The sequence below is a fragment of the Glutamicibacter sp. X7 genome (assembly GCF_054889245.1).
Window position 1 is genome coordinate 615,661 of the sequence record NZ_CM142678.1, and the last position, 12,978, is coordinate 628,638.

General features: G+C 61.8%; 11 protein-coding genes and 1 riboswitch. Of the genes, 5 read left to right on the plus strand and 6 right to left on the minus strand.

The genetic code is table 11. From position 1 onward, the window contains the following. Nucleotides 1-133 precede the first annotated feature (133 nt). A complete protein-coding gene (gene sucC, locus ACYU0X_RS03155) occupies nucleotides 134-1,306 on the plus strand; it encodes an ADP-forming succinate--CoA ligase subunit beta (RefSeq protein ID WP_309408831.1) in 1,173 nt (390 codons plus the stop codon). Nucleotides 1,307-1,320: 14 nt separating this feature from the next. After that, entirely contained in the window at nucleotides 1,321-2,229 is a 909-nt protein-coding gene (gene sucD, locus ACYU0X_RS03160; protein WP_309408829.1) for a succinate--CoA ligase subunit alpha, read from the plus strand. A gap of 232 nt (nucleotides 2,230-2,461) precedes the next feature. Here the strand turns inward: sucD and ACYU0X_RS03165 are convergent, their stop codons facing one another. Both ACYU0X_RS03165 and ACYU0X_RS03170 read right to left on the minus strand, forming a co-directional pair. Then, entirely contained in the window at nucleotides 2,462-2,746 is a 285-nt protein-coding gene (locus ACYU0X_RS03165) for a hypothetical protein (protein ID WP_309408828.1), read from the minus strand. A gap of 161 nt (nucleotides 2,747-2,907) precedes the next feature. Beyond that, the gene (locus ACYU0X_RS03170) at nucleotides 2,908-6,279 is read right to left on the minus strand and encodes an SNF2-related protein (RefSeq protein ID WP_418908380.1); all 3,372 of its coding nucleotides are present in this window, start codon (nucleotides 6,277-6,279) and stop codon (nucleotides 2,908-2,910) included. 87 nt (nucleotides 6,280-6,366) lie between these two features. Between ACYU0X_RS03170 and ACYU0X_RS03175 the strand changes: the two genes are divergently transcribed. Both ACYU0X_RS03175 and ACYU0X_RS03180 read left to right on the plus strand, forming a co-directional pair. Next, the gene (locus tag ACYU0X_RS03175; RefSeq protein ID WP_418908381.1) at nucleotides 6,367-7,560 is read left to right on the plus strand and encodes an LOG family protein; all 1,194 of its coding nucleotides are present in this window, start codon (nucleotides 6,367-6,369) and stop codon (nucleotides 7,558-7,560) included. 108 nt (nucleotides 7,561-7,668) lie between these two features. Beyond that, the gene (locus tag ACYU0X_RS03180) at nucleotides 7,669-8,466 is read left to right on the plus strand and encodes a 5'-nucleotidase, lipoprotein e(P4) family (protein ID WP_418908382.1); all 798 of its coding nucleotides are present in this window, start codon (nucleotides 7,669-7,671) and stop codon (nucleotides 8,464-8,466) included. A 2-nt stretch (nucleotides 8,467-8,468) separates the two neighbouring features. On the opposite strand, the gene ACYU0X_RS03185 is transcribed toward ACYU0X_RS03180, so the two are convergent. From ACYU0X_RS03185 to ACYU0X_RS03200, 4 genes are all read right to left on the minus strand, one after another. Further along, nucleotides 8,469-9,575 carry a VIT1/CCC1 transporter family protein gene (locus ACYU0X_RS03185; protein ID WP_418908383.1) on the minus strand — a complete coding sequence of 369 codons (1,107 nt, stop codon included), beginning with the start codon at nucleotides 9,573-9,575 and terminating at the stop codon, nucleotides 8,469-8,471. Between the two features lie 55 nt (nucleotides 9,576-9,630). Continuing rightward, nucleotides 9,631-9,897: a hypothetical protein gene (locus ACYU0X_RS03190; protein ID WP_418908384.1), complete on the minus strand. Its 267-nt coding sequence runs from the start codon at nucleotides 9,895-9,897 to the stop codon at nucleotides 9,631-9,633. A 15-nt stretch (nucleotides 9,898-9,912) separates the two neighbouring features. Continuing rightward, a riboswitch (SAM riboswitch) is annotated at nucleotides 9,913-10,023 on the minus strand. Between the two features lie 44 nt (nucleotides 10,024-10,067). Continuing rightward, the gene (locus ACYU0X_RS03195; RefSeq protein ID WP_418908385.1) at nucleotides 10,068-10,592 is read right to left on the minus strand and encodes a DinB family protein; all 525 of its coding nucleotides are present in this window, start codon (nucleotides 10,590-10,592) and stop codon (nucleotides 10,068-10,070) included. Nucleotides 10,593-10,681: 89 nt separating this feature from the next. Next, complete coding sequence (locus tag ACYU0X_RS03200; protein ID WP_418909291.1) at nucleotides 10,682-12,196, minus strand: sodium:solute symporter family protein; 1,515 nt, start codon at nucleotides 12,194-12,196, stop codon at nucleotides 10,682-10,684. Between the two features lie 175 nt (nucleotides 12,197-12,371). Here ACYU0X_RS03200 and ACYU0X_RS03205 point away from each other — a divergent pair, with 175 nt between their 5' ends. Further along, nucleotides 12,372-12,935, plus strand: coding sequence for a helix-turn-helix domain-containing protein (locus ACYU0X_RS03205; protein WP_309408817.1), 564 nt, complete (start codon nucleotides 12,372-12,374; stop codon nucleotides 12,933-12,935). The last annotated feature ends 43 nt before the right edge of the window (nucleotides 12,936-12,978 follow it).

The following is a 12,978-nucleotide window of genomic DNA, read 5'->3' on the forward strand; positions in this document are numbered from 1 at the left end:
TAGTCTGAGAGGTGCGCACGGGCTACGGCGCTTGAACATGGCCGTTCAGTTGCGTGCGCTCTCTATGGCGTGGCATGTTTTGGCATGTTCGCGCCACGAGTCAGCATGAACTTCGAACGAAGGACACAAACCCGTGGACCTGTATGAGTACCAGGCGCGCGATCTATTCGAGGCACACGGCGTTCCCGTGCTCGCCGGAATCGTCGCCTACACCCCTGAAGAAGCCAAAGCAGCAGCCGAGAAGATCGGCGGCGTAGTTGTCGTCAAGGCTCAGGTCAAGGTGGGTGGACGTGGCAAGGCTGGCGGCGTGAAGGTCGCTAAGACTGCCGACGAAGCCTTCGAGCATGCCAGCAACATCCTCGGCATGGATATCAAGGGCCACACCGTCAACAAGGTGATGATTGCTCAGGGCGCCGACATTGCCGAGGAGTTCTACTTCTCGGTGCTGCTGGACCGCGCAAACCGTAACTACCTGGCCATGTGCTCCGTTGAGGGCGGCATGGAAATCGAGCAGCTGGCAGAGGAGCGCCCGGAGGCGCTGGCCCGCGTTGCCGTTGACCCGCTGGTGGGCATCGACGCAGCGAAGGCAGCCGAAATCGTTGAGGCCGCAGGCTTCGCCGAAGAGCTGCGTGGCAAGGTTGCCGAGACCCTGCAGACCCTGTGGACGGTATTCAAGGAAGAAGATGCCACCCTCGTCGAGGTCAACCCGCTGGTGAAGACCGGCGCCGGCGACATCGTGGCGCTGGACGGCAAGGTCTCCCTGGACGACAACGCCTCCGAGGTGCGCCACCCGGCTCACGAGGAACTCGAGGACAAGGGCGCAGCCGATCCGCTGGAAGCCAAGGCCAAGGAAACCGGCCTGAACTACGTCAAGCTCGACGGCGAAGTCGGCATCATCGGTAACGGCGCCGGTCTGGTTATGTCCACCTTGGACGTAGTGGCCTACGCGGGCGAGAACCACGGCGCAGTCAAGCCAGCGAACTTCCTGGACATCGGTGGCGGCGCCTCGGCCGAGGTCATGGCCAACGGTCTGGACGTCATCCTCAACGACCCACAGGTCAAGAGCGTATTCGTTAACGTCTTCGGCGGTATCACCGCATGTGACGCAGTAGCCAACGGCATCGTCGGTGCGCTGAACACCCTGGGTGACTCGGCCAACAAGCCACTCGTGGTCCGTCTAGACGGCAACAATGTCGAAGAGGGTCGCCGCATCCTCTCCGAGGCCAACCACCCGCTGGTGACCCTGGCCGCAACCATGGATGAGGGCGCCGACAAGGCCGCCGAGCTGGCCTACGCAGCGAAGTAAGAGGATACGCGAAAATGAGCATTTACCTGAACAAGGACTCCAAGGTCATCGTCCAGGGCATCACCGGCGGTGAAGGCACCAAGCACACCGCACTGATGCTCAAGGCTGGCACCAACATCGTCGGCGGTGTCAACGCCCGCAAGGCCGGCACCACCGTGACCCACGGTGACAAGGACATCAAGGTGTTCGGCACCGTAGCCGAGGCTAAGGCCGAGACCGGCGCCGACGTATCCATCGTCTTCGTTCCGCCGAAGTTCACCAAGGACGCCGTCATCGAGGCCATCGAGGCCGAGATCGGTCTGGTCGTTGTCATCACCGAAGGTGTGCCGGTCCAGGATTCGGCCGAGTTCTGGGCATTGGCCCAGTCCAAGGTTGACGCCAACGGCAAGCAGATCACCCGCATCATCGGGCCGAACTGCCCAGGCATCATCACCCCGGGTGAGGCACTGGTGGGTATCACCCCGGCCAACATCACCGGTAAGGGCCCCATCGGCTTGGTTTCCAAGTCCGGCACCCTGACCTACCAGATGATGTACGAGCTGCGTGACCTCGGCTTCTCCACCGCCATCGGTATCGGCGGTGACCCCGTCATCGGTACCACCCACATCGACGCCCTGGAAGCCTTCGAAGCTGACCCGGAGACCAAGGCCATCGTGATGATCGGTGAAATCGGTGGCGACGCCGAAGAGCGCGCGGCCGAGTACATCAAGGCCAATGTCACCAAGCCGGTCGTCGGCTATGTTGCCGGCTTCACCGCTCCCGAGGGTAAGACCATGGGCCACGCAGGCGCCATCGTTTCGGGTTCGGCCGGTACTGCGCAGGCCAAGAAGGAAGCTCTCGAAGCCGCTGGCGTGAAGGTGGGCAAGACCCCGTCGGAGACCGCGCGCTTGCTGCGCGAGGTTTTCGCTTCGGTTTCCGCTTAATCGCGAAACGCAAAGAAAGGCTCTCCTCGCCGTGGGCCGGTGCCATCATTGGCATCCGGGCTGTGGCGAGGGGAGCCTTTCTCGTTAGTTTCTAGGTGATGCCAAGGCCGAACCTCGGTGTGTGTCCGGCTCGGGGAGGCCCCACGGACCTTCGCAGGAGCGAAAGTCCGCTAGGGCTAAGGAAACATTCTCTGGGGCCGATAAAGGGCCGCAGGATGGCGGTAGGACCTTATTAGTCCCGTAACCCGCCCGCAGCGTCCGAGTCGACGCGCAGGAAGGACGAGCCGATTACCGCGAACGCTCCAGGGATGAGGAGCATGCGGTGCTTGGGATTGTAGAAGATCTCCTCCAGCGGCGAAGCGATGATACGCCTGATTTTCTGGAGCAGCGGCTCGTTCTGCAGGGTAATGCGTCCCTGCTCAGTTTCAATCACTACCCGATCCACGTCGGTGCTGATCTGAGCATCCAACCAGTCATCGCTGTCGGTACCCACGGCCTCCGATTTGATCAGTGACACGGTTATCCACCTTAGTTGTGCGTTGCGTCTGTCGCAGAAGTCCCGCGACAAACGGGCTGGAATACCAGCGATCCGTCGTGGAAAGCCAGTATGTCAGCCATATCGAATATAACCCCCGGGGAGGGAAATATGCTCCCTTTGGCCCCGCATTAATCAAGCTGTTACTCGAGCAGCTCTCGAATATCTTGCGCCGAAAGTGCCTTGGCAAAGCCATCTCCGTCGTCCATAACCGTGGAAATCAGCTCACGCTTGGCCTGTTGCAGGGCCACGACCTTCTCTTCAATAGTGCCCTTGGAAATCATCCGGTAGACCATTACATGACGTTTTTGACCAATGCGGTGCGTACGATCGACGGCCTGGGCCTCGACGGCAGGGTTCCACCACGGGTCCAGCAGGAAGCAGTAGTCCGCTTCGGTGAGGTTTAGACCGAACCCACCGGCCTTCAACGAAATCAGGAACAGCGGTGCCCGCCCCTCCTTGAACTGGTTGATGACCTCGGAACGATTGCGCGTATTGCCATCGAGGTAGACAAAGTCGATGCCGCGTTCTTCGAGCTGCCGGGCAAAGACCTTTAGGTACGAGGTGAATTGCGAGAACACCAACGCGCGATGCCCCTCGCTGAGTACGTCCTCTAACTGCTCGAACAGTGCGGCGAGCTTCGACCCGGGAACACTGGCCAACTCGGGGTCAACCAGCGACGGTTCCAAGGCCAACATGCGCAGATGGGTGAGCGACTGGAAAATGGTGAACCGGTTCTTATCCAGATCGTCAATGAGACGCAGGATCTTCTGCCGTTCACGGTTCAGATGGGTGTCGTAAACATGCTGATGCTCTTCGGTCAGCGTGACCAGCACTTGCTGCTCCTGCTTGGCTGGGAGGTCGAGCACCACCGATTCCTTGGTGCGGCGCAACATGAAGGGTTTGATTCGCCGCTGCAACAAGTTCAGGGTATCGGTGTCGCCGAGCACCTCGATGGGCCGGGCGAACTGCCGGTTAAACTTCGCGGTGCTAATAAACAGCGCCGGGGCGATCAGGTGCAGTAACGAGCCCAGCTCGGTGAGGTTGTTCTCCATCGGGGTACCGGTGACCGCGAGCTTGAACGGGGCGTCTAGATTGCCAGCGACCCGGTAGGCCTTGGTGGAGCGGTTCTTCACGAACTGTGCCTCATCCAGCACCAGACCAGCGAAGCGCTGACCTTCGTAGAGTTCGTCGTTGAGCCGAAGCAGCGTATAGGTGGTCAAGACGATGTCATTGCTCGCACAGAGTTGTGCAAGGTCTTGGGCCGAGGCAAGGGTGCCTTCCACGCTGGCCACATCGAGCCCCGGGGCAAAACGGCGAATTTCGGTTTCCCAGTTGGAGACCACCGAGCTGGGAGCCACCACCAAGAACGGGGCACGCTGCCGCTGGGCGGCAGGTAGCTGTTTCTTGGCCGTCGCGTCGGCCCAGACCTCGTGGACGTGCAGAATCAGGGCGATGGTCTGCAGCGTTTTACCCAACCCCATGTCGTCGGCCAGAATTCCGCCGAAACCACCGTGGTAGAGCCTGGTCAGCCAGGCGTATCCCTCGCGCTGGTAGGGGCGCAACGTGGCATCTAGCGCCGCCGGGACCTCCGGGTCGGGCGCTTCGGCGATGTTCAATAGCGCACGCATGCGCGCAATGAACAAGTCCGCCCCGTCCACCCCTTCGGCCAGCTCGTCGAGTTCGCCGAAGAGCGAGACCTGCATCAAGGTGACGCGGAGGTCTCCTTCCGGAGGCACATCGTTGAGCCGCTGTGCCTCGTCGACAAGGGCCTTAAGCTTGGCAAAGAGCGGCTGGTCCAAGGAGAACCAGGTGTCATCGGGCAGTTTGACCTTCATCGCTCCGGTGCTCAGCGCCTTCACAATGGTGGCGAAGGGCACCTCATAGGAGCCAATCGTGATCAACAGCCCCAGATCTAGCCAGTCGTTTTGTTCGGAGGGGACCGCGTTAATTTTCAACTGCGGCAGCTCGGAGAGCTGACGAAAAACCGGTCGGGTTCCGCGTTCGACAACCTCGATACGTTCGGTGCTCTGTAGCGCCGGCAGAAGCGAGGAGACGAAGTCAATGAGCTGTTCACCGGTAAAGAAGCGTGGCGAGAGATCCGCGTTGTGCAGACCGGTCTGCTCGGTGAACAGGTCGTCGACCAGCGCAATTAGTTCACGTTCGGCGGCGGCATCATGAACATCGTGGCGTTCATCGATCCCCGGGTACTTGATGGTGAAGGACAGCTCGGCCGTATCTTCGGTGCTACCGCTGGCGGTACTGCGCTTATAGTCCACCCGGGCACGCACCACCGGGGGTTGCAGCTCGGGCAGTTGCAGCTGCTCATCGATGCTGCGCACCGCGAAACGGCGAGCGAGTAAGGGGTAGCTGTCGGCGAGGAAATGCTCGCGGTCATCCTGCGGAATCTGAAGTGGCTCGCGGTGGGTGAACCAACGCCGCGTCTCGGTCGGCAGGGGTTCCCGGCTTGGGGCCAACAGGATCTGCGATGGCTGCTGACGTTGTAGGTAGTAACCGTGGTTGCCGATGGTCCCTGCGGGGGTGTCGGCGGAGAGCGGGATGATCTCCTCGCCCAGCCGCAAGGCACCGGTCAAATGTATATCACCGGTCTCATCGCAATGCGCCTGAAGTTCATGGGTGGCTGGCTCGAGCAATGCGATGCTGGTCTCTGCGCGCATCGGCAAGAGCTCGATGCCCAGCGCCGAGGTTTCCTCGAGCATCGACCACAGTAACGGCGAGGAATACTCGTCGAGGTACAGCCAGTCCTCATCCACCTTGAACTGCAGCTGCGTGTTGGCATGGGCCAGCGCCGCAAAACGGGCGAACCAGTGATGCTGGGTGCGCAACAGGTTCCAGCCGAAGGTTTTGTACACCAGCGTGGTCCAGCGCAGTTGGCCGCGCACCCAGCGACCTTCGGCGTTGCGCACCATGGGGCGTACGCCGAGGCGGAAGCGCTGATGGCGCACCGCGGCCGGCAGCTGATGCCCGGTCGGCGCCCACTGGGTGGCGGAGGCGTCATGCGCGTCGAAAAGCATGACCTGCAATGCCATCGGTGTGACCGGATCATTGGCCGAACCGGTCAACCCCGCTTCCGGATCGTTTTCCAGTGGCTCATACCAGGAGTTAATGGTTTCTTCCCAAGCCGCGTGGGAACGTTCGACGGTTGCCGGGGTGCCGGTCGCGGGGGTGGCGCTGGCCTGCTTGCCACTGGCGATGGCCAAGGCGGCGACATGCTTGCATTTCGGGGCTTGCTCGCAGTCACACCAGGCTTCGTCTATCTGCCAGCCGCTACCAGAACGCACCAATTTCAGGCCCGGCTCGGCCAGTAACTGAGGCTCTTCTTGCTCCTCGGCGGTCTCCAGAATCCGCCCCGTGATGGTGTGCTTCTCGTTGTCGAACTCGCAGGAGATCGTCACGGCCTCCTGCGCCGCTAACTGCTGGCCATAGAAATAGGGCGCATTGCCCAAATAAGCCAGAAGCACTCTGGAATCGAGGATCGGTGCGGCATCGTTCATCCGTATATCGTTTCACGATCCGCGCCGGGGCCGAAATTTCGGTGTCGTCTTGATGCGTTCGGCCTCCGGGGCGCGTAGCGTAGTGCCATGTCGCAGTCCTACTCACTGTTGCCCTCACGGGCCGTGAACATCACGAGCCTGGCCGAGTTCGATCGGTTGGCCACTACCGCGGTGGAAACCGATGCAGCATTGGCCCGCAATTGGCGGGTTCATCAGCTCGACTTGCGCGAGCGTACCGGGATGTTACGTCGCTTGGACTACACGGGGTGCCTTTTCATCGGGTGCACCTTCGCCGACGGGGTGCAAGAACAGGTGCAACTGCACGGGGCACTCTGTCTGGGGCAGTCGACCGAGGTCGCACCCTTCAACGCCCAACGCCGTGCGCTGTACACCGCCGAGGAGCTGTATGCCGGAATTGAACAACTCCGGTACCGGCAGGTGCCCGACGCGCTGATCTACGCCTTTGCCCAACAACAGGCGGTGCCCGGCCGGCCGACCGAGGAATTCGCGCTGGCCACAACCTTGCATGATCACCACGTCGCTCGAGCATTGGAGCACGAGGTGTATGAGGGCAGGTTTTCGCGCTCGCCGATCGTTGGGGTGATGGGCGGACATGATTGTGTTCGCGGAAGCGAGAGCTACGCCCAAGCAGTACGCCTCGGCGCGTTGCTAACACGTAGCGGGTATAGCGTGGCCACCGGGGGAGGCCCGGGTGCGATGGAGGCGGCGAATGCCGGAGCCTGGCTCGCGGGGTACGAAAACCCGCAAATTGATCAGGCCATCGACATGTTGGCCGAGGCACCCCTGGCACAGGATAGTCGCACCGCATGGGCGCGGAGCGCGCTGGCGGTGCAACAACGTTTTGCCCGGACGGGCTGTTCGCTGGGCATACCGACCTGGTTTTATGGGCACGAGCCACCGAACTTGTTTGCCAGCCACATTGCGAAGTTCTTCGCCAACTCGATGCGTGAATCGATCCTTCTCGAGCAGTCCAACGGCGGGATCATCGTGCTACCCGGATCCGCCGGTACGGTGCAGGAGATTTTCCAAGATGCGTGCGAAAACTACTATGCCCCCTCGGCCCGCGTGACCCCGATCGTCTTGGTCGGCGTCGAACATTGGACGAAAACCCTGCCGGTGTACCCCCTGCTCAAAGCGCTGTCCGCCGGTAAAGCAATGCGCTTCCGGATTGCCCTGGTGGACTCGGGGGCCGCGGCCGTGGAGTTCCTGCAGTCGGTCCAACCGCTACGCCGTCGTACCCGTGCGACGCTGCAAAGCTAGCGCGTGTACACATCACGGAACGCCCTGTGACGTGGGCAACTATCTTTGCTAGCGTAGGCGCGGTCAGGCCGGTCGGAGTACCGGTTCGTACCGCATGGAGGAAACGATATGAAGAAGATGATTGCTGTGGCAGCCACCCTCGCCATTGGTGGTTTGGGCGGGTACGCGCTAGCCAGCGGTGAGCCGGCCGCCGCGGGAGCCGAGTCTCACTGTGAGGTCGCGGAATATGCCATGGGGTTGCGCTGGCAACAACAATCGGCCGAGGCCATGGCCTTGCAGGGACAAACCTACGCGTTGGCCACGCAGCAACTCGAAAAAGTGGTCCAACAGGCCTCCAAGGGACGAAGCGGCAAACTCCGCGAAGACCTGGCCATCATCACCGACCTCGATGAGACCGCCATCGATAACAGCGCCCTGCTAGCGCGCGATCTAGAAAACTGCCACGACTACAGCACCTGGGACACCTGGGACCATTGGGAACGCGAAGGCGATCCCACGCTCATCCACGGGGCCCTGGACTTCTTTAAACGAGCCGACGAGCTCGGGGTGCACATCTACTACATTTCCGATCGGACCGAAGCGAACCTCGACGATACGTTGGCGGACCTGCAGCGCCTGGGCCTACCGCAGGCCGTTGAAGACCAGGTGCTGTTGCTCGGGCCTCCCAAGGAGGAACGACGCGCTGCGGTAGAGAGCGAGCACCGTGTGGTCATGCAACTGGGCGACACGATGCATGACTTCGACGCTGCCTATGCCGGAAGCGATCTGGAAACCCAGCATGAACTGGTGCAGCAGCAAGCCGACAAGTTCGGCCGGGAATGGTTCGTCTTACCGAACCCAACCTACGGCAGCTGGTCCAAGGCCACGCTCGAGAGCTGGGATGTGGAGCCAAGCGAAGGCCGGTGAGGTTAGACGGCGGTGGTCCCGAAGAGCAGACCAAGGCAGTAGGTGACCGCCGCCGCCCCCAACCCGATGCCGAGCTGACGCAAGCCGCGCTTGAGCGGAGAGGCGCCGGAGAGCAGCCCCACCACGCCGCCGGTACCAAGCAGCGCCAACCCGACGAGGACCAGCGAGAGCACGACCGCGCCGGTGCCCGACAGACCGAAGATATACGGCAGGATCGGGATGACGGCGCCGGAGGCGAAAAAGGCGAAGGAGGAAGCTGCCGCGCCCGGGGCCGAGCCAAGCTCCTCGTGCTCCTTCTCAAGTTCTTCGGCGCGAGCCTCTGGATGCAAGGAGAAGGAAGGGTTGCAGTCACAGGTAAAAAGGCCCATGCGTTCGGCAACTCGGTGCTCGGCATCTTCGTCGCTCATGCCGCGCGCCTTGTAGATCAGCACAAGCTCATTTGCATCGAGGTCCAGGTTCGGGGCCGCCGCGAGAGTGACCTGTGTGGGCCGCGAGGCGGTCAGCAGCTCGCGTTGCGACCGTACCGACACATACTCACCGGCTGCCATGGACAGCGCGCCGGCCAAAAGGCCCGCGATACCCGAGAACAGCACGAAACCAGAGGCCACGCCGGTGGCCCCGACGCCCATGACGAGGGCCAAGTTGGAGACCAAACCGTCGTTGGCCCCGAAAACCGCGGCCCGGAAATTGCCCGAGAGGCGTGCCCGTCCCGCCGTGGCTAGCGCCCTGATGACTTCCTCGTGTACCTGTTCGTCCGCCGCCATCTGTGCGGTGGCGTCGGCATCCTTTTCGTAGGGGGAGCTACTTTCCGCGCGCTGAGCCAAGGCCAGCACGAAGACCGACCCGAAGTGACGTGCCAACCAGCGCAGGAACATGCGGCGGGTCGACGGACGCACATGGCGTGCATGCTCGCCGAGTTTGGTCCGCCAATAGGCCTCATGCCGTTCTTCGGCCTCCGCGAGCCCCAGCAGGATCTGCCGTTCTTGCCCTGTGCGGCGTTCGGCCAGCTCTCGATAGATGGCGCCTTCGGCGATTTCATCGGCCAAATAGCGCCGCCAACGGCGGATCTGTGCCGAGGTGGGCTGTGCTGACGAGCTGTCGCTACTCATGCGTTGTTGCTCCTGGGGCAAAGCCGGGCTGCTACGCCCGGCGAAGGCGAACTTCTCAGCTCCCCACACTAGCCAGCGAAGCGGGACTGGGGAATTTGGCAAGACTAAATACGCGCAGCCGGCCTCCGCGGGCTCCACGCGCGGCGGTGCGGATCAACAATTGCTGTGTTTCGGCGTCGAAGCGTGGCCGATCGACCGCGCGCGAGAGCGTACCTAGCAGTTCGTCGGGATTGGCTATGCCCCATTCTTCCCAGCGGCCCTGTCTCCGGAATCGGACAACATTGGCATGGGTATCGATCAAGGGAAACACGGCGTCGGCCATGGGCGATCCTTCGCGCTTAAGCTCTTGCCCGTGGCAATGGCACACGGACCGCTTCCTCATCCGAACCACCCATGAACTTGGGGTTGGTGTGTGGCCAGTCGGAGCTTGGCGCCACATCTCGTGAAGCTACACGGCCGATATTACCGTACGGCGTGGCCTACCGAATTCTGTTACGGCAGATTCGGGGCATGGGCGTACAGTCCGGCGAAGCCGTCGAGCTGTTCTCGCAAGATGTCGATATGACCGGCATGGCGGGCTGTTTCGCCGAACATGTGAGTGACGAGGCGGGCCAGATTGGTGTGCCGGTGTGTGACCCACCAGGTTACTTCGGCCGCGGTGGTGGGCTCGAGCTCGTCGCAGGCGGCTTCGGCGAAAGCGATGGCGCGGCGGTAGCTTTCGCAGACCTCGCGCAGGGTCAGCTCCTTTGGGACGGTGAATTCTGCCTGTGGGTCGTCGCTGGCCAGCACCTGACGCATGTGTTCGTCCTGCGGAGTTCTGCCCAGGCATTCGCCGAAGTAGGCGTACTCCGTTGCCGTCAAATGATGCACGATCCCGATGATGCTACTTCCGGTGGCGGTCATTTCCTGCCGGGCGTGGGCCTCCGACAGGTCGGCGCATTTCCATAACACTGCTTCTCGCGCCTCGTTGAGGTACTCTCGAACGCGCTGCGCGCCTGGATCCTGACTAAGACTCATGGTCCACAGCCTAGGAAGATCTCCAGCAAAAGAACAGGGGCCGCGAACCAAGTGGTTCGCGGCCCCCTGCCGGTCAGCGGGTGCCCCGGCTAGCTGCGGCGCACGCCTTCCTCGGTCGAGCGACCGGACAAGCGTTCGCTCCAGTGTGCGAGAACCGAGTCATCGGTCGGCTTGGTGGCCAAGGAAACGACCACGTAAACGATGGCGGAAATGGCCAGGCCGTAGTAGATCGGTTCGTTGGCGTACACGCCTGCGAAGGGCGCTTCGGCCTGAATCTCGAGGTAGATCATGGTGCCAAGGGTCACCAGTGCCCCGGCGGCCATGGAGGAGGCCGCACCGATTCCGGTGCCGCGGCGCCAGATCAGTCCGCCGAGGATCGAGACCAGTAGACCGCCGACGAGGATGTCGTAGGCAATGGTCAACGCGGCCACCACGTCGGTAAAGACGATGGCCAGCAACATGATCAGCACGCCGAGCCCCAGCACCCAGTAACGGTTGGACTTCACGTCTTCTTCCGGGTTGCTCTCGTGATCCACCTGCACCGTGCGACCGAATAGGTTGGCCACGACAGGCAACACGTCGTTGCGAGCAACGGTTGCCGAGGCAATCAGGGCGCCGGAGGCGGTGGACATCATGGCAGCCAAGGCGGCGGCCAGCACGATGCCGCCCAGACCGATGGGCAGCAGGTCGCTGGCCACGGTACCGAAGACAACGTCCGGGTTGTCCTTCGCGGTTTCGGCCAGTCCCGGTAGCGCCACACGAGCGCCCATACCCACCATCGCGCCGGCGACGCCGTAGATGATGCAGTAGATTCCGGAGGTCAGCCCACCCCATTGGGCGACCTTGTCGGTACGGGCGGTGAAGACGCGCTGCCAGATGTCCTGGCCGATCAACATGCCAAGGCCATAGACGACGAAGTAGGTGATGATGGTCTGGGTGCCAATGCCGTCCCAGGTGAAGAACTCGGCTTCGAGGCGGTCGCGAATAGCTGAAAGTCCGCCGGCCGACGACAGCGTGAAGGGCAACATCAGGGCAAAGACACCAACGGTGGTGATGAAGAACTGGACCTGATCAGCCAGGGTAATCGACCACATGCCGCCAATGGTGGAGTAAATCAGCACAATGGCGCCGCCGATGAGGATCGCCAGCCAGCGGTCCCAACCGAAAATGACGGTGAAGACCGTGGCGTAGGCGCCGGTGGAGGTAGCGGCCAGCATCAGCGTGTAGCCGAGCATCACCACGCCAGAGCCGTTCGTGGCCGTCTTCGAGCCATAACGCAGGCTCAGCATCTGCGAAACGGTAAAGATCTTCAAACGCTGGATTTTTGGCGCGAAGAAAAGCGATAGGGCGGCCACGCCGATACCGATGGCCGCAACGAGCCAGGCACCGGAGAGGCCAAATTTGTAACCGAGTCCGACGCCGCCGACGGTGGAGGCGCCCCCGAGCACGAGGGCTGACATGGTGCCGGTGTAGAGCACGGGGCCGAGTCGACGGCCCGCGACGAGGAAGTCCGAATTGGAGTGCGTGCGGGTCTTGCCCCACCAGCCGAAGGCGAGCATCCCTAGGAGATAAATGATGACGATGGCGCCATTGACGATTTCCATCATGGTCCCTAACTTACGAGTGCGAGTGTGTCTCCGCGTGGATGATTGCGGAAACAAAATATTTCTATTGGTAAACGAATGGTAGTTTACGATGCGTGGGCATGTAACCCCTTCCGGCGAAAATTACGTTGGATTGAACCTGGGGCACCCACCCGAGGAAAGGGGAACTGCCCGAATGAAGGCGTTGCCGGTTGAGCCGAGTGGCTCGGCCATCAATATTGGATCCCGACTGCGAGTCGCACGTCAGGCTCGTCGCCTGACCATTGAGCAGGTTGGCGAAATGACGGGCCTGACCAAGGGCTTTCTTTCGCGCGTCGAACGCGATCTCACCAGCCCGTCGGTCGCTACGTTGCTTTCGCTGTGCGAGGTGTTGGGTATCGAGGTCGGGGAGCTGTTCAGCGTGCCCGAGACGCAGATCATTCGGCTGGCCGATGCTCCGCGAATTTCCTTGGGCGGCGAGGGCATTACCGAGCAGTTGATTACGCCGGGAACCGAAAAACGAGTCCAGGTTATCCGTGCGGAGATCGCTCCACACGGAGCCGGCGAGGACGATCTGTACTCGATGGATTGTCAGGTCGAGATTCTGCATGTGCACTCGGGAAAGTTCATCCTCATTCTTCCGGAGCGACGCATTGAGCTCAGCGCCGGAGACACCGTCACCTTCCCGGGCCGCGAACCGCATAGCTGGATCAATCCCATCGATGAGCCCTGCGTGGTCACCTGGACAATGGTGCTCTAGCCTCCGCTGACCGCGTATTCTTAAAGTCGGTGTCCTCTGTGTT